The organism is Martinezella lusitana (assembly GCF_010668395.1).
GTDB classification, from domain to species: domain Bacteria; phylum Pseudomonadota; class Alphaproteobacteria; order Rhizobiales; family Rhizobiaceae; genus Rhizobium; species Rhizobium lusitanum_A.
In genome coordinates this window covers 527,993-549,314 of record NZ_WUEY01000002.1, presented here as the reverse complement: position 1 = coordinate 549,314, position 21,322 = coordinate 527,993, and the positions used below count along the sequence as shown (strand labels likewise).

At 62.2% G+C, this 21,322-nt stretch carries 22 protein-coding genes; 7 read left to right on the top strand and 15 right to left on the bottom strand.

Going from position 1 to position 21,322, the window contains the following annotated elements; all coding sequences use genetic code 11:
• Positions 1-16 precede the first annotated feature (16 nt).
• Positions 17-715: a GntR family transcriptional regulator gene (locus GR212_RS06475; RefSeq protein WP_163985633.1), complete on the top strand. Its 699-nt coding sequence runs from the start codon at positions 17-19 to the stop codon at positions 713-715.
• A 139-nt stretch (positions 716-854) separates the two neighbouring features.
• Here the strand turns inward: GR212_RS06475 and GR212_RS06470 are convergent, their stop codons facing one another.
• The 6 genes from GR212_RS06470 to GR212_RS06445 form a co-directional block, all read right to left on the bottom strand.
• Positions 855-2,201: an amidase gene (locus GR212_RS06470; protein WP_163985632.1), complete on the bottom strand. Its 1,347-nt coding sequence runs from the start codon at positions 2,199-2,201 to the stop codon at positions 855-857.
• A 29-nt stretch (positions 2,202-2,230) separates the two neighbouring features.
• Positions 2,231-2,611: a cupin gene (locus tag GR212_RS06465; protein ID WP_163985631.1), complete on the bottom strand. Its 381-nt coding sequence runs from the start codon at positions 2,609-2,611 to the stop codon at positions 2,231-2,233.
• A 65-nt stretch (positions 2,612-2,676) separates the two neighbouring features.
• Positions 2,677-4,164: a 4-hydroxyphenylacetate 3-hydroxylase family protein gene (locus GR212_RS06460; RefSeq protein ID WP_163985630.1), complete on the bottom strand. Its 1,488-nt coding sequence runs from the start codon at positions 4,162-4,164 to the stop codon at positions 2,677-2,679.
• 24 nt (positions 4,165-4,188) lie between these two features.
• The gene (locus tag GR212_RS06455; protein ID WP_163985629.1) at positions 4,189-4,707 is read right to left on the bottom strand and encodes a flavin reductase family protein; all 519 of its coding nucleotides are present in this window, start codon (positions 4,705-4,707) and stop codon (positions 4,189-4,191) included.
• 400 nt (positions 4,708-5,107) lie between these two features.
• Entirely contained in the window at positions 5,108-6,760 is a 1,653-nt protein-coding gene (locus tag GR212_RS06450; RefSeq protein ID WP_163985628.1) for an alpha/beta hydrolase, read from the bottom strand.
• A 173-nt stretch (positions 6,761-6,933) separates the two neighbouring features.
• Positions 6,934-7,386, bottom strand: coding sequence for a DUF1801 domain-containing protein (locus GR212_RS06445; protein WP_163985627.1), 453 nt, complete (start codon positions 7,384-7,386; stop codon positions 6,934-6,936).
• Between the two features lie 148 nt (positions 7,387-7,534).
• Between GR212_RS06445 and greA the strand changes: the two genes are divergently transcribed.
• A complete protein-coding gene (greA, locus tag GR212_RS06440; RefSeq protein ID WP_163985626.1) occupies positions 7,535-8,017 on the top strand; it encodes a transcription elongation factor GreA in 483 nt (160 codons plus the stop codon).
• On the opposite strand, the gene GR212_RS06435 is transcribed toward greA, so the two are convergent.
• A complete protein-coding gene (locus tag GR212_RS06435) occupies positions 8,001-8,933 on the bottom strand; it encodes a LysR family transcriptional regulator (protein ID WP_163985625.1) in 933 nt (310 codons plus the stop codon). The two genes, greA and GR212_RS06435, sit on opposite strands and share 17 nt — an antisense overlap.
• Before the next feature lie 242 nt (positions 8,934-9,175).
• Between GR212_RS06435 and GR212_RS06430 the strand changes: the two genes are divergently transcribed.
• Genes GR212_RS06430 through GR212_RS06420 form a run of 3 tightly spaced genes read left to right on the top strand, consistent with a single transcriptional unit; the run spans position 9,176 to position 12,185 of the window.
• A complete protein-coding gene (locus GR212_RS06430) occupies positions 9,176-10,300 on the top strand; it encodes an ABC transporter substrate-binding protein (RefSeq protein ID WP_163985624.1) in 1,125 nt (374 codons plus the stop codon).
• A gap of 14 nt (positions 10,301-10,314) precedes the next feature.
• Complete coding sequence (locus GR212_RS06425) at positions 10,315-11,406, top strand: FecCD family ABC transporter permease (RefSeq protein ID WP_163985623.1); 1,092 nt, start codon at positions 10,315-10,317, stop codon at positions 11,404-11,406.
• The gene (locus GR212_RS06420; protein WP_163985622.1) at positions 11,403-12,185 is read left to right on the top strand and encodes an ABC transporter ATP-binding protein; all 783 of its coding nucleotides are present in this window, start codon (positions 11,403-11,405) and stop codon (positions 12,183-12,185) included. The genes GR212_RS06425 and GR212_RS06420 overlap by 4 nt, the downstream gene beginning before the upstream one ends.
• Positions 12,186-12,225: 40 nt before the next feature.
• Here GR212_RS06420 and GR212_RS06415 read toward each other — a convergent pair whose 3' ends face one another.
• Entirely contained in the window at positions 12,226-13,245 is a 1,020-nt protein-coding gene (locus tag GR212_RS06415; RefSeq protein ID WP_163985621.1) for a substrate-binding domain-containing protein, read from the bottom strand.
• Positions 13,246-13,353: 108 nt separating this feature from the next.
• Here GR212_RS06415 and GR212_RS06410 point away from each other — a divergent pair, with 108 nt between their 5' ends.
• Positions 13,354-14,547: a phytanoyl-CoA dioxygenase family protein gene (locus GR212_RS06410; RefSeq protein ID WP_163985620.1), complete on the top strand. Its 1,194-nt coding sequence runs from the start codon at positions 13,354-13,356 to the stop codon at positions 14,545-14,547.
• A 7-nt stretch (positions 14,548-14,554) separates the two neighbouring features.
• Positions 14,555-15,364, top strand: coding sequence for an SDR family oxidoreductase (locus tag GR212_RS06405; protein ID WP_163985619.1), 810 nt, complete (start codon positions 14,555-14,557; stop codon positions 15,362-15,364).
• A 175-nt stretch (positions 15,365-15,539) separates the two neighbouring features.
• On the opposite strand, the gene GR212_RS06400 is transcribed toward GR212_RS06405, so the two are convergent.
• From GR212_RS06400 to GR212_RS06370, 7 genes are read right to left on the bottom strand one after another with little or no spacing between them, the layout of a single operon-like run.
• Positions 15,540-16,694, bottom strand: a complete 1,155-nt coding sequence (locus GR212_RS06400; protein WP_163985618.1) for an alpha-D-ribose 1-methylphosphonate 5-triphosphate diphosphatase — start codon at positions 16,692-16,694, stop codon at positions 15,540-15,542.
• Complete coding sequence (locus GR212_RS06395; RefSeq protein WP_163985617.1) at positions 16,681-17,427, bottom strand: phosphonate C-P lyase system protein PhnL; 747 nt, start codon at positions 17,425-17,427, stop codon at positions 16,681-16,683. Before GR212_RS06395 ends, GR212_RS06400 begins: the two co-directional genes overlap by 14 nt.
• 14 nt (positions 17,428-17,441) lie before the next feature.
• The gene (locus GR212_RS06390; protein WP_163985616.1) at positions 17,442-18,269 is read right to left on the bottom strand and encodes an ATP-binding cassette domain-containing protein; all 828 of its coding nucleotides are present in this window, start codon (positions 18,267-18,269) and stop codon (positions 17,442-17,444) included.
• Positions 18,269-19,180 carry an alpha-D-ribose 1-methylphosphonate 5-phosphate C-P-lyase PhnJ gene (locus GR212_RS06385; RefSeq protein ID WP_163985615.1) on the bottom strand — a complete coding sequence of 304 codons (912 nt, stop codon included), beginning with the start codon at positions 19,178-19,180 and terminating at the stop codon, positions 18,269-18,271. Before GR212_RS06385 ends, GR212_RS06390 begins: the two co-directional genes overlap by 1 nt.
• The gene (locus GR212_RS06380; protein WP_163985614.1) at positions 19,177-20,271 is read right to left on the bottom strand and encodes a carbon-phosphorus lyase complex subunit PhnI; all 1,095 of its coding nucleotides are present in this window, start codon (positions 20,269-20,271) and stop codon (positions 19,177-19,179) included. The genes GR212_RS06385 and GR212_RS06380 overlap by 4 nt, the downstream gene beginning before the upstream one ends.
• A complete protein-coding gene (gene phnH / locus GR212_RS06375) occupies positions 20,271-20,816 on the bottom strand; it encodes a phosphonate C-P lyase system protein PhnH (protein WP_163985613.1) in 546 nt (181 codons plus the stop codon). Before phnH ends, GR212_RS06380 begins: the two co-directional genes overlap by 1 nt.
• 2 nt (positions 20,817-20,818) lie before the next feature.
• Entirely contained in the window at positions 20,819-21,280 is a 462-nt protein-coding gene (locus GR212_RS06370; protein ID WP_246725695.1) for a phosphonate C-P lyase system protein PhnG, read from the bottom strand.
• Positions 21,281-21,322: the final 42 nt, after the last annotated feature.

Genomic DNA, 21,322 nt, shown 5'->3' with positions numbered 1-21,322 from the left:
AATCCGGAATGTAGACATGACGGCCGAAACATCACCTGGCGAGACCGACGACGCTACACCCGCGCGGCGCAGGCGCGGCGACCCCGTCGTGTCCCTGCGCGACACAGCCTATGAGGCGATCAAGCGGCGCATCATCACTTGCGATCTGAAGCCGGGCGAGGTTTTGAGCGAAGGCGTGCTCAGCAGTGAGCTCGGCATCGGGCGTACGCCCGTCCACCAGGCGATCGACCGGCTGGCGGCGGACGGCCTGATCGACGTACTGCCGCGCAAGGGCGTTATGGTCAAGCCCATCAGCCTCAACGAGATTTTCGATATCATCGACGTGCGCCTGGTCAACGAGGCCTTCTGCGTGCGCAGGGTGGCGGAGCTGGCCGAGCCTGCGGATATCGCCCGGCTCTGCGAAAACCTCGACGCGACCTGGGAGGCAGCCAGGAGCCGCGAGATCGAGACGATGATGAACCTCGACCGTGCCTTCCATGCCGCCCTGGCGGCCAGCTCGCGCAATTCCCTGCTGCCCGACATCATGGGCAACCTGCACGACCGCTCGACCCGCCTATGGTTCATTTCGCTGCGCTCGAACGAGCAGCATGTCCGCGTCTGCGAGCAGCACGCGGCGGTAATCGAAGGCATCCGCAACCGGGACCCGGAGCAGGCGGAAAAAGCCATCCGCGAGCATATCGAAGCTTTTCGCGACAATATCGTTCGGCAGTTCTGAGGGCATTGTGACGCGCGCGATCGAGCGCGACCGTCGGCACGGCTCTCTCCCCAAGCGGAGAGGGGAATATGTCGAACCAGCCCGGCGACGGCTTCCCGTTCTTGGGAGAACGCCGCCGAACAAGTGCTTTCGCCGGACGTTATTGCCGCAATGCCGCTTCCACCGTCCGCGCGATGGCAAACAATGCAGCATCCCGCCCGCCGGCAGCCGCCAGCATCAGGCCGACCGGGGCCTCGCCCTCTTTGTGAACGGGCAGGGAGATTGCGCAACCGTCCAGCATGTTGATCAGCGTCGGATTGCGCAGCAGGGTAAGGTTGGTCTTTACGAAGAGGTCATTATCCGCCTCCAGCGAGGCGATGGTGGGTGCAATCATCGGCACGGTGGGCATGGCGATGACATCATAGGGAGAGATCGCTTTGCCTGCCTGATCTATGTAGGCGCGGCGAAGATGCAGCATGTCGATATAGTCGGCGGCCGTCTGATCCCTCGCACGCAGGATTCTGGCTCTGACCCGCTGATCGTACAGTTCGCCCTGTTCTTCGACCAAATCGCGATGCCAGGCAAGCGCTTCGGGCGCCGGAAAGCCGCCTTTGGCATTGATGCGCCCGACCATCTCGAACTCCTTGAGCGCGATTTCCGTCACGTTCGCGCCAGCGTCGGCGAGGCGCTTCAATGCAGCCTCGAAAGCCTTTGCAACGTGCGGCTCGATGCCGTCGAAGACGACGGATTGTGGTACGGCGATGCGCAGGCCGGCGATGGAGCGTTCGGCCTCGCCGTGAAGCGGCATGCCGCTCATGATTTCATGGAGGATCGCGCAACAATCGACGCTGTTTGCCAGCGGACCGATGGAATCGAGCGTGAAGGAGAGAGGCAGCGCGCCTTTCAGTGGCACGGTACTGGCCGTCGGCTTGTAGCCGACGATGCCGCAGAGCGCCGCCGGAATGCGGCAGGATCCACCCGTGTCCGAGCCGATCGCCGCGGCTGCCATACCGTCCGAAACCGCGACGGCGGCACCGGAGGAGGAGCCGCCCGGAATGCGGCCGATCCCGCGGTCATGGGGGTTGGCGGGCGTGCCATAATGGGGGTTGATGCCAACGCCGGAAAAGGCGAATTCCGTCATGTTATTGCGACCGACGACAATGAAGCCCGCGGCCTTGAGGCGTGCGATCGCGGGGGCGTCGGCCTCGGCCGGCCGGGCGTTCGCCAGCACCTTCGATCCGGCGGGCGTCGGCTCGCCCTTGAGGTCGAAGAGATCCTTGACTGCAATCGGAATGCCCGCGAAGCGCGACGGTTCGAGGCCCGCCTTGCGCAGGTCGTCGACGGCTTTCGCCGCGGTGCGCGCCTTGTCCGCGTGGACCTTGACGAAGGCGCGCGCACCTTCGCCGGTTTCGTCGGCGATACGCGCCAGCGTTTCCTCGACGAGCTGTGACGCGGCGACCGTGCCTGTCGCAAGGTTCGAGGCAAGTTCCTTCAGGGTTGCGCGCATCTTCTTTTGTCTCCTGCCCATGCTCTCATTCAAACCGGATCGAAATAGTGAATCTCGAGCAGCAGGCAACCTTTTTCCGACTTGAACGGGCCGTGTGGCGCATGCGGAGGCCGGCAGGCATAGGTGTTCGGCGGAAAGCTCTCGCCGCCATTGCCGTCCTGGTCGTTGCCGACCGTCAGGTCGCCGGAGACGAGATAGACCTCTTCCCAGTATTCGTGCTCGAAAGGCTTGGTCGTGAAGACGCCGGGATCGAATTTCAGAAGGCGTGTGCGGGTGCCGCGACGCTTGTCCTCGTCGAGCGCGCCGGAAAGGATCTTCTGCTTGATGCCCTGCGGATAGCCGGTGGGCACTTCCCAGCCTGAAGACATGTCAAGCGTGTAGAATTCGTCGTGTTTCTTGTTGACCGGCATGGGGTCCTCCTGTGGCGAGCGTGAAAAAGCGGGCACGCCGGAAGGCGTGCCCGCGAGAGATAAGGTCAGGCAGCCTTGCCGGCCGTCAGGCTGTCCTCGAGCGAGTAGGAGTCGAGGATGCTTTGCAGAAGGCCGTCGGCGGCCGACCAGTCGTAGGTGCGGAAGGCATGGTTCTTCGTCACGAAGGTCGCGCCGGCATAGAACATTTCATACTGGTGATGGCGCGAGCCGAATTCGGAGCCGACCGCATCCCAGGCGAGCTTGTAGAATTTGACGCGATCGCGGGACGAGGCGGCTGGCGATTGCTGCGTCTTGTCGATGAGGCGGGCGAGCTCCGGATTGCCGAAATCCTCTACCGAGGACGGCAGCATGATCATGCCGCCACCGGCAAGCTCGCGCAGCGTGTTGAGGATTTTCGGATAGAGCTGCTGGGTCAGCACCTGCGCACTGTAGAGCGTTCCGGCATCCGGCACGAAGTAGGAGCCGACCTGCTTGCCCTTCGCTTCCATCGCGGCAACGAGCGCATCCACCATGCCGGCTTCCGCGGCGAGCTGACCGAGCATCTCGCGCACCTGCGGGAACTGCGAGATGCCGTTGACGTCGGTCGTGCGCTTGGCGATCCCGACCAGGAAGCGAAGCTTGACGGACAGACGGATCATCGCCTGATAGTTCTGGTAGACATGGGCAGGTGTCGCATGGAACTGCTTTGCGCACATGGCAACGTCGCCATCGACGAACACGCGATCCCACGGAACCTTCACGTCGTCGAAGTAAAGCACCGCGTCATTCTCGTCGAAGCGGCTTGCGAGCGGATTGTCGAAGACCGAGGGCGAAGCCGCCTCATAGGACTTCCGGGAAAGAATCTTGAGGCCTTTGGCATTCATGGGAATGGCGAATGAAAGCGCATAGTTCTCCTCGCCTGCCTTTAGCGGCTGGATACAGGTGACGAAAACCTCGTTGGCGACGACGCCGCCGGTCGCCAGCATTTTTGCGCCGCGCACGGTAATGCCCTCCGCGTCGCGATCGACCACGCCGGCCGTCAGGAACGGGTCGGCCTGTTCGGCGGCACTCTTGGAGCGATCGGCCTGCGGATTGATGATGACGTAGGTGAGGTACAGGTCGTTGTCGCGTGCGTACTTGTAATAGTCGGCGAGGTTGCGCGCGAATTTGGGATTGTAGTCCTCAAAGACGTTAAGGCCCATGTACATGCCGGCGATGCAGGAGGCGACGTGATCCGGCGCGCGGCCGAGGAAGCCGCCATGCAGACCGGTCCATGCCTCGAGGCCGGCGCGGCGCTTGACGAGGTCCTGATAGGTGCCCGGTATCTCCCATATGCGGTTGGCGCGGCCGCCTTCGGGTGTGACGTAGGTCATCAGGTCGGCATTGGCCGGATTGTTCGCGAAGTCGAACATCTTTTCGACCGAGCGGGCGACATTGGCAAAGGCGTGATGCGTCGTCACGTCGTCGACGCGGGCGCCATTGATGAAGATCTCGCGGCCGTCGCGCAGGCTGGCAAGATGCTCCTTGCCGGATTTGGTTTCGGACTTGCTCATTGTCTTGTTCATCCTCCAGAGAGTTCAGTAGTGCAGGGGCAGGGGCCACGCATCGACATCGATGCGCGGGCCGGCGACGCTGTGATAGCGGCCGCGGAAAAACAGCAGCGGTTCAGTCGCCGTATCGGACGTATGGAAATTGACGACGCGACCGAGGAAGATCAGGTGATCGCCGCCTTCGTGGCATGCATAGGGTTCGCATTCGAACTGGGCGATGGCGTTGGTCAGCCGCGGAGCGCCCTTATGGCCTTCCGTGTGGTGCACGCCCGCCCATTTGTCGCTCGCGGCCCGGGCGAACTGGTTGGACAGGTGCTCCTGAGTCCGGGCGAGAATGTTCACCACATAGGCATCGGCCTCGCGCAACGCCTGAAGGCTCAGTGCTTTGACGCCGACGCTAAACAACACCAGCGGCGGGTCGAGCGAGACCGTGTTGAACGAGGTCATCGTCATGCCGATCTTTTCACCGGCTTTCGTCCTGGCGGTGACGATGGTCACTCCGGTCGCATATTCGGCAAGCACGTTGCGGAATTGCCGCTCGTCCATCGCTCTTCCTCCTGTCGCGATCTCTTGCAATATAGCTAAGTTATAAAGCTAATTTTGATAAAGTCAATGCAGTGATATTTCACTGCATCATTGAGGGTATGAGGGCGCTAAGTATCTGACCTGCCGCAAAGTTCTTCCGATGGGGGAATAACGACGCGGACCGATGTGGCGATGAAGGGACCTTGCGCCTGGAAATTTCACCGGGCGTCATCGGCCCATGATTTCACGTCGACTCGCGTTCAACCGCCTGCTGAACAGATAGGGAGGTGCAAGGCGGAACCCGGCTTCCGGTCGGGCCGGCATTCAGACGTCGCAAATTGCCTGATCGTCCCGCGCACGAAATCTGCAACGGAATGAGGCAGGGCGGATGATCAAACGGAATTCTGAATGTGGATCGGTGCTAGTTCGCCATGCCGAAGCGGCTCGCGAAAAGCGATTTGAGCCGCGTCAGATCCTCCGGCGAAATCCGGGCGTCGGTCAACGATATCCAGCAATCGATGTAGTGCTGGGGTGCATAGATATGCCCGTAGCCGATCGGCGATGTCGTCGCGATCATCATGTCGAAGAGGAGTTGTAGCATGGTGACGACCGGTATCCAGGTCAGCTGCGGCGAGACATCGGGTCCGCGCGGCGCCTTCATCCATTCCGGTTCGCGGTAGGCGGAAGCGGCGTCGAAGAACACCACCGGATCACTGGCATATTGGAGATAAATGACGCGCAATGGGCCCCAGGGGGCGGCAAACTGGTCCGGTGCGTGTTCCTGGTTTGCGAAGCGGATGACAGATCCGTCGCGAAATCTCGGCAGCCATTCCGGCGTGTCCGGGCTTCGTGCCGCGGTCGCCGCTTTCCATCGGGCGCTGCGGAAGGGCGGGCCGCTCCATAGCGCGCCGTTCACCGGATCGCCGATGACATTGTAGATATCGAGCGAGAGCTGCGAATTGAGCGCGCCGAGGCTCAGGCCGTGCAGATAGAGCTTGGGCCGCGTGTCGCGCGGCAGTTTCGACCAGTAGCCATAGACCGCATCGAACAGGTCTATCGCCGTCTCTTCGCCCTGCTGCGGCTCGAACAGCAGCGACATCCAGCTTGTCAGATAGGAATATTGCACGGCGACGCTGGCGACATCGCCATGCTGCAGATATTCGAGCGTATCCATCGCGGCCGGATCTATCCAGCCGGTTCCGGTCGGCACGATCACGACAAGCATGGACCGATCGAAGGCGCCCTGGCGTATCATCTCCTTCAGGGCAAGCGCTGCGCGTTCCTTGCTGGTTTCGGCGTTGTTCAAGCCGACATAGATGCGAAGCGGTTCCTTTGCCGGCGTGTTCCAGAAGCCTGAGATTTCGGAGGCGGCGGGTCCGGATGTAACGAAATGCCGGCCCTGGCGCCCCAATCCCTGCCAGGCGACGAGAGAGGCGGAGCTGCCCGTCTTGACGGCAGCCTGCGGCATGGGGAGGTCGTCCTCGATCAGCGCGTCCGCCTGCCGGAACGAAGCATCGGCGGCATCGAGCGCGAGCCGGAGCAGGATGCCCTGGCCGATCGACCAGAACAATGCGACGGCAAGCAGGACGCCGATCACCTTTGAAAGGCGGCTCGGCACCATCCGCGACAGCCATTGCGAAAACAGCAGACAGGCGATGCGAAAGAGACGGCCGACAATCAGCGCGACCAGAAAGGTCGCCGCCGCCACGGCCGCAAGCCAGTAGGGGTCGGCGCTGGCGATCGGCGGCATCTTCCACAGAATGCGGATGGAGTTCTGCCAGGAGGTCGCGTGCCAGAGCGCGGCAAGGCAAAGGATCAGGCAGGCAATGCCGATCGACCATCGCGCCGGTCTCAACGACCCCTTGGGAACCGGCAGCTGCAGGTAGATCCAGAGCCAGGTCAGCGTTGTGCCGATCATATAGCCGACGCCGGCGCTTATGCCGGAGAGAGCGCCCTGAACGAGATAGGAGCGGGGCATCAGGCTAGGTGTGAGCGAAGCCGCGAAGAAGATAAGGCCCAGGATCATGCCGAGGAGCGAGAGCGAGCGGAACATCTCCTTGTCCAGACGACGCATGGCGATCCCTTGTCTGCGTTGGGGGGAGCGGGCAGAGATTGCCCGCAGGACGTGTTGCGACTTCACGCGATGCTACGCAATGGCGTCCCGAATGCCAAGAAATCTCCTTGAACATATTTACCGATCTGTCGGTTCAGGCGGCGTCCAGCCCTGTCTCCAGCCCGCGTGGGCACTCACATGCGCTCGCCGGGCAATCGGCTGGCTTGCTTCACCCAGTCGCTCAACTGCGCTTCGTCCAGCGTATCGCCCTCGCGAATATTGAGGTAGCGCGTTTCCTTGCTTTTGGAATCGTCGGGCGGGATCGGCTGAAGCGACGTGCCGCGAAAGAAAGCCACCTTGACGTAGTTCGTGAAGCAATGGATGCCCAGAAACCAGCCATCGCCCTCCATGCCGTAGAGCGGCGAATTCCACTTGACCGCCTTTTGCACGCCGGGAACGGAATTGACGACGAGCGCATCGATCCGGCGTCCGATCTCGCTTTTCCAGCCGGGCATGGCGGCGATATAGGCCTGCACCGGCGCGTCGCCGTGACCCTTGGCAATCTGCGGGTTGCCGCCTGAAAGCAGTTTCGGTTCCGATGCCGCCACCGCGGCTTTTGTCGGCGACTTGGGCTTTCTATCGGTCATTGCATTTCTCCAAGGTTGCCATCTGGTCTATAGTATAGGGCTGATTTGCCAATCAGCCGCTCCGGCGTTCAAGCGGCCGTTGGCATTGCCAATCGGGGGGCCTTGCCGGAGTGCCCGAAAATACAATGCGTCGAAATGGAGTTTGAAATTGAGCACTGCGTTCATGAAGGAGGAAAGTGCTGAAACAGCTGCGGAAACCGTGCTGCCTGACCGGCCCGTTTCTCCGCATCCGAACCTCGTCACCGAGGCGGGGCTGAAGGCTTTGGAATTTCAGCTGCAAGAGGCGCGCAAAGCCTGTGAAACGGCGAGCGCGATCGAAGACATCAACGAACGCCGGCGCCAGACCTCCATCCCCCTGCGTGATGCCCGCTATTTCGCCGAAAGGCTGCGAACCGCCGAAGTCATGCCAACGCCTGCCTCGACCGATATCGTTGCCTTCGCAAGCACGGTGACTTTCAGCCGTGAAGACGGTCGCGTACAGAAATACCGCATCGTCGGCGAAGACGAGGCCGATCCCAGGGCCGGATCGATTTCCTACGTGTCACCGGTGGCAAGGCTGCTGATGGGGAAAGCGGTGGGGGATGTCATGAGCCTTGGCGCCGACGAGCTGGAGATCATTGCGATCGAATAGGCCGTTTCCCGGGTGATCCCGCCACCCGCCTGATCGTCTCCCGCAACCAGATATGCGCCGGCTGAGAATCCAGTCTCCTATGCCAGTGCATGCACGTCGTTATCCTGGGAGAGGCAAATGGAAGTTCGCTGATCGCCAGCCCGGAACCCTTGCAGATCGCTTCCGCAATGGGGCGTCTCATGGGGACATACATGTCCTGTTCCTGCAACACCGCGGTACATCCGAGTAACGGCACCGAATGCTTCACGTCGCGGCGAAGATGTTGCTCGGCAAGCCAGTGATCGAGGAACCCGGTGTCGTCCCCAGCCGACGACAGGTTCAGATGCGGCCTGCCAACGAGCTCGTCGGCGGTGATCGGGCTTTGCGTCGCTCGAATCTGCGATCGGTGGACGACGACAAAATCGTCGCTGCTCAGGTCCTCGGATGCGAAGCGCTCGCGATCCTCGCCGGGGCGCCCGATGAACAGGTCGAGCTCGGAGGCATCAAGCAGCCGGTCGATATCGATTGTGCCGCTCGGCCGAAGATTGAGTGAAATACCCGGCGCGGCAGCACCGACGGCGGACACGATCTTCGATGTCAGCGCGATCGCCGAACTGTTGTCGAGCGCGAGCTTGAACTGCTGGCGCGAGGTCGCGGGCTCGAACGATCCCGATTGCAGGCCGAGTTCGAAGTAGCTCAGCGCCTGCCGTATGGGTTCGGCCAGCTGCTCGGCGCGCGATGTCGGCAGCATGCCCTGGGCCGAGCGGACGAACAGGTCGTCATCCAGCGAGTGGCGCAGGCGAGCCAGAGCATGGCTTGCCGCCGGCTGGCTCATCCCAAGGCGTTGGGCAGCGCGCAGGATATTGCGCTCGCGAAAAACGGCGTCGAACACGCGCAGGAGATTGAGATCGATACTGTTTATATTGGGGGTCTGCATGCTGGCCGGCCGTCGATAGTTCATCTCGCATCAGCAAAATGCACATATGCGGGAAAAAGTGGAGAGCCAAATTCATATTATGCATATCGATATGACGAGGTTTCAGTTCTCCGCTTGGAGAAATTGAGGCAAGAGACGCTTGATCCGGCTGGCATGGGCTCGATGCGGAGCATTCCGCTTCGCGCAACTGGCCGGCTTGCACAGCCACTTTAATCATTTTGGAAATCACCAAGGAGTTCTCGATGACGATTGCCAGCGCGCTGTTCAGGGCTCTGCGTGTTCTTGCCGTCATATCGATCGGTCTGGTTTTGCCGGCGATTTCGCATGCGGCCGAAGTAACGGATATCCTTGGCCGCAAGGTCAACGTGCCCGACCATGTCTCGCGCATCGTGCTGGGTGAGGGCCGGCTCAGCTACGCGCTGGCTTTGCTCGATCGCGACAATCCGTTTCAGCGGATCGTCGGATGGCAGAATGATCTGCGCAAGCTCGATCCGCACAGCTTCGAAACCTACAAAAAGAAATTTCCCGACGTCGCCAATATCGCCGTGATCGGCGAGACTTCGGAAGTGAGCGTCAGCGTCGAAACCATCCTTGCGCTCAAGCCCGATCTCGTGATCTTCAGCGTCGCGGGCGAGGGGCCGAAGGCGCATAGTCCGATCGCGGATACGCTGGCGCAGGCAGGTATCGCCGTTCTCTACGTGGATTTCCGTGTCTCCCCCATCGAGAACACGCCGAAGAGCATTGCCGCGATCGGCGAGGCGATCGGACGTCAGGCCGAAGCAAAGCAGTTCACCGATTTCTATGCCCAGCATCTCGACCGGATCACCTCGCGCGTCGCAGCCTTGAAGGACGAGCGGAAGCCGAGCGTCTTCGTCGAACTTCTGGCGGGCGTATGGCAGGCTGCGGGTCACACGACAGGCAATGGCGGCCTTGGACAGTTCGTTTCCGCAGTTGGCGGGCGCAACATCGCGGCAAGCGTCGTGCCGGGCGCCATTGGCGATGTCGCCATCGAATATGTCCTCCATGCCGATCCGGATATTTATATTGCCACAGGCAACCGCTCTCCCGGTTTGCTGCTGGGCGCGGGCGTGGAAAAGGAGGCGGCGCAAAAGAGCCTCGAAAGCGTTCTTGCCCGTCCGGAATTCAAGGAACTTGGAGCGATCCGCGATCACAAGGCATATGGCCTCTGGCACGATTTCTACAATTCCCCCTACAACATCGTCGCCATAGAGGCTTTGGCGAAGTGGATTCATCCCGAGCTGTTTCAGGATATCGACCCAGCCAAGACACAGCAGGATATGGCAAAATCGCTGCTGGCCATCGACAACACCGGCACCTACTGGGTCGATCCCAGCGCCACGAATTGACGGGATCTTGGTGAATGGATGCTCCGGTAGCTTCCGGGAACAGGCCGGATGCCGGCGAGACCGCCGGCTTTGCCGAAACACAGGTCGCCTATCGCAGCCTCGTGGTCCGGCGTCTGGCCATCATGGTCCTGCTGTTTGGACTTCTGTTGATATCGTTCGGCTATGATGTCGTTACGGGCTCGTCCGGCATGAGTGCGGCAGACCTTCTTCACGGGATTTTCCATTCGGCGGAGCTGTCTCCCACCGATCGCGTCATCATCTGGAACGTTCGCCTGCCTTTCGCGCTCATGGCGGTGCTTGTTGGAGCATCGCTATCGCTCGCCGGAGCGGAAATGCAGGTCATTCTCAACAACCCCCTGGCCAGTCCCTTCACCCTTGGCGTCGCCTCGGCGGCGGCGCTCGGGGCATCGACGATCATCGTCTTCCATCTGGCGCTTTCCTGGCTGCCCTATAACTGGCTGGTCTCGCTTGCCGCTTTCGTTTTCGCCTTCGGTTCGGTGCTCCTGCTCGATGCTCTCTCGCGCCTGCGGGCTGCCAGCATGGAAACCATGGTGCTTTTGGGGATCGCGCTGGTCTTCAGCTGTAATGCCGTGATCCTGTTGTTTCAGCTGGTCGCGACCGAGGATGTGCTGCAGCAGCTTGTCTTCTGGTCGGTCGGCAGCCTTGCGCGGGCCAACTGGGACAAGGTTGCCGTTCTCGCGATTGCCCTTGTCGTCATCATGCCGCTGTCGTTTGCCTCTGCCGGCCAGATGACGGCATTGCGCATGGGGGAGGAGCGGGCAATCAGCTTCGGCATCGATGTCGTCAGGCTGCGCTATCTCTCTTTGCTGCGAGTGAGCCTTCTGTCGGCCATGGCGGTCGCTTTCGTCGGCACGATCGGCTTCATTGGCCTTGTCGGCCCGCATATCGCACGGCTCCTGGTGGGCGAGGATCAGCGGTTTGCGCTGCCCGCCAGTGCGCTGATCGGCGCACTGCTGCTCTCCCTTGCCTCTATTGCGAGCAAAATCGTTCTGCCAGGGCTCGTCGTGCCCGTCGGCATCGTCACGGCACTCGTCGGTGTGCCCGTGTTCGTCGCCCTGATTTTCAATGGGAAGCCGAGCCGATGACGGATGACAAGGCTGGCCTCGTCATCCGCGGCCTCACCGTTGCCTACGGACGGAAAAAGATTGTCCGCTCCTTTTCGCTTGGGCCGGTTCCGCGTGGCGAGGTTCTGGCGCTGCTCGGGCCGAACGCGGCCGGCAAGTCCACATTGCTGCGCGGCATTGCCGGGCTTGGTTCCGCCTCGGGGCAGGTGGTTTTCGACGGCGTCGACCTCGCCCGCTTGCCAAGGGTCGAGCGCGCCAAGAGGATCGCCTATATGCCGCAATCGCAGCCGCCGGGCATTCGCCTGGCCGTGATCGAAGCGGTGATGAGCGCGTGCAGCGGCATGATCGGACGACAGGCAGCCATGCGGGAGGCCTATGACGCCCTTGCCAGGCTCGGAGCAGACGAGCTTGCCATGCTTCCGCTTTCGGAGCTTTCCGGCGGCCAGCGCCAGATCGTCGCCCTTGCGCAAGCGATCGTGCGCCGGCCGGAGATTCTGATGCTCGACGAGCCGACAAGCGCCCTCGACCTCAAGCACCAGATTCATGTCATGGAATGCACTACGGCGCTTGCGCGTGAGCGCGGTACGATCGTCATCGCTGTTCTTCACGACGTCCCTCTTGCGCTTCGATATGCGGATTCCGTCGCGGTGTTGAAGGACGGTAGCCTGAAGGTTCACGGCCGAGCCGAGGAGATCGTCACTCCGCAATTGCTCGCCGACGTCTATGGGATCGAAGCCAGGGTGGAGCGTTGCAGCCTCGGGCGAATTCAGATCATGGTCGACGGGACGCTGTCGCGGTAGTCCTGTGGCCGCGTGTTCAGGACGGTCCTGCGGTTGCCGGTCAATGCGCCGGTTCGAACGGGGTTGCGATCGTGACGCGAGACGGCGCCACCTTGAAATCGGCCGGCAGCATCCGGTGATAGGCGAGCATGAGCTGGCAGGCGCTGCGGGCATCGTGGCGGAGGTCGTGATGAATGACGAACGTGATCTCGCCGGCGGCGAGAAGCCTGACATTGTCCTGATCGAGATCATGCGCCGCAAAGACCGTGCATTCGCGCCGGGCATCGCTGAAGGCCTTCAGTATGGCGCGATTGCCGCCTCCGGCCGAGTAGACCGCACGGATTTCCGGTTCGCGCGCCAGCGCGTCACGGACCAGCAGTTCCGTGGTGCGGTCGACGCCGAAGCCTTCGGAAACGCGCACGACCGAAAGATGGGGGAAGCGCTCCGCCAGAACGTGACGAAATCCCCGTTCGCGCTCGTCCTCGCCGGCAAACAGGCTGCTCGATAGCGTCACCAATATCTTGCCTGCCTGTGCTCCGGCCATGCGGCCGAGCAGATAGGCTGATGTCGCTCCTGCCACGCGGTTGTCCATGCCGACATAGCCGATGCGCGAATTTTCCGGCAGATCGGTGACGAGCGTGACGACAGGGATTTTTGCCGCCATGAGCTGGGCGGCCAGCTCGGCAATGGCAGGCGTGGAGGCGGCCTTGAGCACGACGCCGTGGCTGCCGCGCCGACGGATGGAACGCAGGATCGACAGAAGCTCCTGCTCGCTCATCGTCTCGGCCACATGAAAGCGTGCAGAGAATGACGCCGGGCGCATACCGGGCAATTCGGCCTCGAAAGCCTCGCGGACGGCGGCCGAGAAGCGCTGAGGCGTGTCCATCACCACATCGATGACGAGACGCCGTCCGGCAAGGCCCGACTGCACATATTGCCGCTCCAGTTCGGAAATCGCCGCCGCGACCCGTGCTCTGGTGACGGCGCGGACGCCTTTGCGTTCATGCATGACCCGGTCGACCGTCGCCAGGCTGAGGCCGGCCTGCAGCGCGATGTCTTTCAATGGGAAACGCGATTTCAAGGCGGCTCTTTCTGAGGTGTTTTTGAGGTGTTTCGCATCTTTCTCATAGGCCGTGCCGAGACTACGATCAATCTCATAAGTCCAACGTCACTTTGGGAGGAGAACACTATGGACGCTCAGACGCTCGCCAGCCGGCGCAGCCAGAAGGTTTGGCTTTCGGCCGATTGCGGCAGTTTCAGCACTTTCAAGAGCCTGGTCGAAAAGACCGCCGATCCGGCGGACTGGCCTTTGGCTGCGGGGATCGAGAAGAATATCCTCATCTATGACGGGGACAGGGTTCGCAGTGCTGCCGGGAATGAAGACGAGCGCCGCGCCCTGATGGCCGAGTGGGTCGAGGCTTTCACCTCCGGTCCCGGCATCGTCGTCATCAAGAATGCCATGCCCGATACGGCCGTTGTCGATCGCGCGACCGCCGTCTTCGAAGCCATCGTCCGCGAGGAGAAAGAGAAGGGCAAGGGTGCCGGCGATCACTTTGCCAAGCCCGGCGCCAATGACCGCATCTGGAACGTGCTGGAGAAGCACTGCCTGGCGGACCCAGAGAATTTTGCGCGTTACTATGCCTCCACCGCCGTCGCCATGGTGTCGGAAGCCTGGCTCGGGGTCGGCTATCAGATGACGGCGCAGATGAACCGGGTCAATCCGGGCGGCACCGCGCAGAAGCCGCATCGCGACTATCACCTCGGCTTTATGTCGCCGCAGCAGATGCAGGCCTATCCCGGCCATATCCACGCCGTTTCGCCGTTGCTGACGCTGCAGGGCGCGGTCGCGCATTGCGACATGCCGCTCGAAAGCGGTCCGACGCTGTTCCTGCCCTATTCGCAAACCTTCTTCGAGGGCTACATCGCCTTTGGCCGGCCGGAGTTCCAGGCCTATTTTGCCGAGCATCATGTTCAATTGCCGCTTGAGAAAGGCGATGCCGTCTTCTTCAATCCGGCCGTGATGCATGGCGCCGGCAACAATGTCTCGAAAGACATCTACCGCATGGCCAACCTCCTGCAGGTGTCATCGGCCTTCGGGCGGGCGATGGAGAGCGTCAACCGCAGCCGAATGTCCGTGACGGCCTATCCCGCGCTTCTGGCCGCTTTCAAGGCAGGCGCGCTCAGCCGTGCCGAGGCGGCCAATGTGATCGCATCGACCGCAGAGGGCTATGCCTTCCCGACCAATCTCGACAGCGATCCGCCGGTCGGGGGACTTGCACCGAAAACGCAGGCGCAGATCATGGCCGAGGCGATCGATGCCGGAACGGATGCCGGAAAGTTTGCCGAGCTGATTGCCGCCCATGCCGCACGCAGGGAGGCTTGAGGATCCGATGAGCCGACTGGATGGAAAATTCGCGGTCGTGACCGGCGGTACGCAGGGACTGGGTGCGGAAGTCGCCCGTCTCTTTGCCGAACGCGGAGCGGCGGGCATGACGATCTGCGGCCGCAGCACGGCCAAGGGCGAAGCCAAGGCACGGGAGATCGGCGAACGCTACGGCATACCGGTTGCCTTCGTGACGGCCGATCTCGGCCGGGTCGAGGATTGCCGCAAGGTCATCGAAACAGCGGTGGAAAAATTCGGCCGTATCGATGCTTTGGTGAATGTCGCCGCCATTACCGATCGCGGCACCATTCTCGATACCGATCCGGATCTGTTCGACCGGATGTTCGCCGTCAATGTGCGCGCACCGTTCTTCCTGATGCAGGATGCGATCAAGAACATGATCGCCAACGGCATCGAAGGCACGATCGTAAACATCTCCTCGATGTCGTCGATGGCCGGTCAGCCCTTCATCAGCGCCTATTGTTCGTCCAAGGGCGCGCTCGATACGCTGACGCGAAATACGGCCTTCTCGCTGCTCCGGAACCGCATCAGGGTCAACGCCCTCAATATCGGCTGGATGTCGAGCGATGGCGAGGACCGCATTCAACGCGAATATCATGGCGCAGCGGAGGATTGGCTGGCGAAGGCGGCCGCCGAGCAACCTTTCGGCCGGCTCGTCGACCCCGCCGAGGTCGCACGCGCCGTCGCCTTCCTGTCGTCCGAGGAATCCGGGCTGATGACTGGGGCCACGATCAATTTCGATCAATCGATCTGGGGCGCCTACGAGGGAACGCCGCATCCGCAGCAGGCGATGTGAGGAAGGCAGTCAGGGGGAGGGAAATACATTCCCGCCGACGACCGTAGCCGCACACTCCTTCTCCCCGAGAGGAGAAGGGGTCATGCGGCAATGACTCTGCGTCATTGCCATACCCTTGGCTGACGATCAGGTGCTGTGCATGGAAGCAAAGTGCCAGCCGCCCCTGCCTTCCGGCTCAGAAGCCCTTGATCGAGCCGTCGGACCAGACCATCTTGCCGCCACGGATCGTGGTGCGCAGGCGCGGCACCCGGCCGCGCTCGGCGATCAGAAGATCGGCGCGCAGCCCTTTGGCGATCCGGCCACGGTCATGGAGGCCGAGCGCCTTTGCAGGATTGGCGCTTGCCAATGCGGTGGAGGCGGGAAGACCGCCGGTGCCGATTTCCGCAAGGGCGATGACAGCCGGAAGAATGGCCGATGGATGGTAATCGCTCGCAAGGATATCGAGCACGCCCGCCTCATAGGCTTCCCGCGCAGAAAGATTGCCGGAATAGGAAAGGCCCCGCAGCGCATTCGGCGCGCCCATCGCCGTCGCCAATCCCAGCCGCTTGGCCTCGGCCGCCGCCGCGACATTGATTGGAAATTCGCTGATTGCCGCGCCCAGGCTATGCAGGAGCACCACCTTCTCGACGGTGTCGTCGTCATGCGAGGCCAGCACCACGTCATTCTCGCGGGCAAGTTCGGCCAGGCCGTTGATGATGTCCATGCTGTCGCCATGCTCGCTGCGTGCGGCCATGCGCTGCTTCACAAGCTCCGCTGCCTGAGACTCGCTGATCTTCTTTGCCTTTGCCGTGTTGGCGATATGCAGCTCAATATCCCGGTATTGTCCCTGGCCCGGCGTGTGGTCCATGAGCGAAATCAGGTGGAGCGCGCCGGCGTCGATCAGCGCCTTTGCCTCTTTCACGGCAGGTAGAAAAGTCACCTCGAACCGGCCATGGACGCGATGGTCGATCAGCAGTTCCTCCCGCATCGATGCAAGCGTTTCGATCATCGCACGCGTATGGTCGACGGAGCGGACATGGCCGTAGGTGGCGGGCGTAAAGGCCACCGCCGCATAGGCCGTGGTCACGCCGCAGGCGGCAAGCTTCTTGTCGAGATCGTAGACACCAAGCTCGATCGGCATACGGACGTTGACGCGCGGCTCCACGTCCTTTTCGATCATGTCGCCATGCATATCGACGAAGCCGGGCAGCAGGAGCCGACCGTGGCCATCTATGTCAGCCCCTTCGACGGGGCGTTCGCTGATGTCGGTGATCACTCCATCCGCGATCCTGACGGCGCCGCGCTCGATCACGCGGTCCTCCAGCACAATTTCAAAATTACTCAGCCACATCGTCTTGCTCGTCCTCGATCTTGATGGCTTCCAGATGAAGCTCCCGGTCGATCAATGCCTTTACATCCTCGGGGTGGTGAAAGACACCGATCATTGCAACGCCGGACGCCTTGAGTTGCGCCAATCTTTCGACCAGCGCCCGGCGGGCGGCATGATCGAGCGAGGCTGTCGGCTCGTCGAGCAGCAGAAGGCGCTGCGGCAGGATGAGGGCGCGGGCCAGATTGACCTTCTGCTGTTCGCCGCCGGAGAATGTCGATGGATAGGCCGACCAGAGCTGCCTCTTGACACCGAAGGCATCGAGCCAGCGACGGGCTTCCGCCAGGGCGTCGGAATGCGACCTGCCGGCAAGCCTCAGCGGCTCGGCGACGATTTCTTCGGCCGCGACGCGCGGGCGCGCATTGAGGAACTGCGTGACGAAGCCGATTTCGCGGCGGCGCAGCACGGCGATATCGACATCGGCGGCCGTCGCCAGATCGATGACACCCTCCTGCGTGTGATAGTAGACGTGGCCGGCACGCGGCAGGTAGGAGCGGTAGAGCGTGCGCAGCAGCGTCGATTTGCCTGCGCCGTTCTCGCCCTTCAGCAGGATGAATTCGCCTGCCTTCAGTTCGAAATCGATGTTTTCGAAGGCAAACAGCGTGCGCTTGAGGTGATGCATTTCGAATTGCTTCGAAAGGCCCTCGACGCGCAGCACCGGAGGCGGAGCCTGCCGGGCGGAAACTTGAATATTCATCTCTTGCGTTTCCCTCAAAGCTTGGCGTGAACGAGCTGTTGCGTGTAGGCGTGCTGCGGATCCTGGAAGATCTGGTCGGCCAGACCCTGTTCCACGACCCTGCCGCGCCGCATGACCATAACCCTGTCCGCCATCGTGCGGATGACGCCGAGATCGTGCGAAACCAGAACCATGGTGATGGAACGCTCACGCTGCAGCCGCTTCAGCGTGTCGAGAACCAGCGCCTGGACGCTGACATCTAGGCCGGTGGTCGGCTCGTCGAGAAGCAGCACGGCGGGCTCCAGCGCAATCGCCTTGGCAAGCTGCACGCGCTGCTGCATGCCGCCGGAGAGCTCGTTCGGCCGGGCGTCCATGCGCTCGATCGGAAATTCCGATGCATCGAGCGATTGGCGGGCCCGTTCGCGCAGCTCGGCGAAATTGCGGTTGCCGGCAATCAGCAGGCGTTCGGCGACATTGCCGCTGCTGGTGTGGTTCATCAGCAGACCGAGATGCGGGTTCTGGTAGACGATACCGATATGATGCGCGCGCAGCATCCGCCGCTCGAAGCGGTCGAGCGTGAAGAGGTTGCGGCCTTCGTGGCCGGGCAGGGCAAGAGTATAGGTTCCCGTGTCCGGCGTATCCTCGAGATTCATCATTCTGAGAAGCGTCGACTTGCCGGAGCCGGATTCACCGACAATGCCGAGGACTTCGCCCGGATAAACAGTCACATCGACGCCGCCGAGGGCGGTGACGTCGCCATAGTTGCGCGCAATGTTACGCATCGTCAGGATGGGTTCGGCCAGCATCAGCCGCGGCGGCTGGCGGGTCAGCTCCGCCGATTGAATGGGATCGAGCGCGGCCATCAGTCCATCCTTCCATTGTTGTACCAGGTTTCGCCGATCTCGACCGTTTCGGCCTCCGACTTGCGGATGTGCTTCACGCCGAAATGGCTGTCGGACAATTCGTATTGCGAGGAGCCGTCATCCTGCGGAAGTTCGTTCATGAAGAAGCCGGTGACGTTGCTGCGATAGCAGGTCTTGTCCTGGTGATCCTCGACGCGGTAGGGCACGTCGTCGAAAACCAGCGGCTCGACACGCGTATAGGGCGGCACGGCAAAGATGCGCTTTTCGCGGCCGGCCGAGAGGATCGTCAGGTGGTCGGCCTGATTGAGCTTCGGCACATCCCAGCGAGGAATGGGCGAGGGTGTCATCACATGCCGGCCGTTGACCATGCTCGGATAGCTCGAACCCTGCATGATCCGTCCCGATTTGACGAGCTGTTCGTAAAGCACGAGCCAGAGCTGCCCGTAATCCGCATCGCCATGCATTTCGCGTGCGACCGACATATCCGGCTGGACGGGGCGCAATGGCTCGGGGTTCGGCACCTGCAGCACCAGAATCTGATCGTCGCGCAGTTTTTCCTCGGGAATGCGGTGACGGGACTGGATGATGGTCGCGGCCATCGTGTCTTCCGTTTCCACGGCCCCGCCGACGCGCGCCACGAACTTGCGGATGCTGCTGGCGTTGACCGAGTCGTCGGACCCCTGGTCGATGACCTTCACGACGGAGGTCGGTTTGAGCAGCGTCAGCGTCACCTGCAGTCCGCCTGTTCCCCAGCCGCGCGCGATCGGCACTTCACGGCTGGCATAGGGCACCTGATAGCCGGGCACCGCGACCGCCTTCAGAATGCGGCGGCGCATCTCGCGCTTGGCGGATTCATCGAGAAAACCGTAGTTGAAGGCCATCCAGGGCTTGGTCAATTCCTGAAGTTTCATAGCGCGACCTCCTCCTGTTGCGAGGCAAGCTTTTCTGCAACGGCCGGCTTTGCGGCGGCGGCGTCCTTGTCCGTCTTGACGCGGCGCAGCGCATCCAGAGTCGACTGGAACGTGACATAGTGCGGAAGCTTGAAGTGGATGCAGAAGCCGGAGCTTTCGACCGGCTCGGTGTGATAGAGAACGAACTCCTCGTTGGAGGCCGGATGTGGATTGGGCTGGCTGGAGGCAAGATCGAGCGTTGCCGCCGCGATCACCTTCACCTCGTTCCAGCCGAAAGTCGCCGAGAAGCCCAGTTGCAGCTCCCTGGACTTCGAGATGACTTCGGTCTGGCTCACGCGGACGCGGCCGGCGCTGAAGATCGTACCCGATGGGTGGCGCAGGCGAACCGGGGCGTAGGCCAGACGCAGCTCGTTGACCGTCGGATGCACGGCGCTGTAGCCGCGCATCGTCGCATAGCCGAGTGCCAGCGTGCCGCCGGTGTCGGCCCGCGCCAGGCTCTGCAGCTTGTGGGCGCGAGCGGCTGGAAAGAGCAGAGGCTCGCGCGTCAGGTCCGGAATTTCATCGGGCGCGACCGTCTCGACCGGATGATCGGGAATGAGCCCCTGCGCCTTCTGCCAGCTGGTGAGCGACGGTTGGGTCGCCGGCGCCGGTTCGGCGGCCGGGATCACCGCTTCCGGCACGTAGTCCTCGCCCTGCAGCACCTCGACCTGAAGCAGACGATGGGAGTAATCCAGCGTCGGCCCCAATATCTGGCCGCCCGGAATATCCTTGAAGGCGGCCGAGATGCGTCGGACGGTGAAGAGATCCGGCTGGTCGACCGGCTCGGCGACGGCAATGCGCGGCTGCGTCGTCCGGTAGGCGCGCAGCAGCAGGATCGCCTCGTAGAGATCGCCGCCGGCCTGGGCGAGCGCCAAAGCCGCGAGATCGGGCTCATAAAGCGATGCTTCGCCCATCAGCCGGTCGATGAGATAGGGAAGGCCGGTCCGCACGGCCTCGACACGCTCGCGCGTGATCGGACCGAGATCGGCGCGGAAAAGCCGCTCCGCCTGGTCGATGGCGTATTCGCCGCCACGGGTTGCTACATAGGCCATCAGAGCACCTCGATTTTCGTGGAACGGGGAATGCCGAGCAGGCGTTTGCCGTCGACGAGATAGAGATCCCAGCCGAGCGGATAGCGGATCGCCTTTGCGCGCATCTGCCAGAAGCCGGGATCGACGCCGCCGATTTCGATCGTGAGGCTGTCCTTGATGCCGGGGCCGGAAAGACGCAGCCGTTGCCCGGAGCCGAAACGCGCGGGAGCAAACAGGGTCGCGGCATCGTCCGGATAGAGGAGGCTGCCGATCTGCAATGCCGACAAGGCTTCGACGTTCTCGGCGGAGTCGATGGCGGAAAAGACGTAGCCCGCATGGGCAAGCGGCATCCGTCTCGCTCCGGTTGCGATCATCCTCTGATCCAGCGAGGGATCGTTCGTCACATGGAAGCTGCATTCGCGATCGAGCAGGCTTTCGGCAATTGGCCAGAAGCCTTCGGCAGGCAGCTCACGCAGCTGGCCGGGGCGGCTCAGCGCCCACAGGAGTTCGTCGAAGGTGGCGTTTGTGCGGGTGTCGTCCAGGGTGGGCAGGAGATTGTGCGCCATGGTCAGAATGTCTCCATCTGTACGCGGGTCGCCTCGACTTTCTGCAGCAGCAGCCGGTCTTCCTCCTTCTGGTGAAGCCGTTCGCTATCGAGGAGTGCAAGGATGAGATCGGCCTGATGGCCAGCGGTGATCGCCGCGTCGATGACAGCCATCGCCATGGCATGTTCGAGATCCCGGCCAACCACCGCGCCGTAGCCTTCCACGGCGCGATCCGGCACGCGGATATGCGCTTCGGACACCAGGACTTCGCCCAGATGAAAGGCGGTGCTGCGAACGGTATCGATGAGCGGCAGCATCGCGAGGCCGGTACGGTTCACGATAACGTCGACCTCGCCGAGCGTGTCGAGCACCTTTTCGGCGGATGCCTTTATGTTCGCCGGACGGGCGGCAGCGAGAATTTCCAGCGCCTGCGCATGATCGTAGGATGCGCTGACCGGATTGCCGGTCTTCTCCTCAGTCATCATCTTTTCCTTGGGCCTTAGGGTTCGTCTGGGATCGGCGAGGAC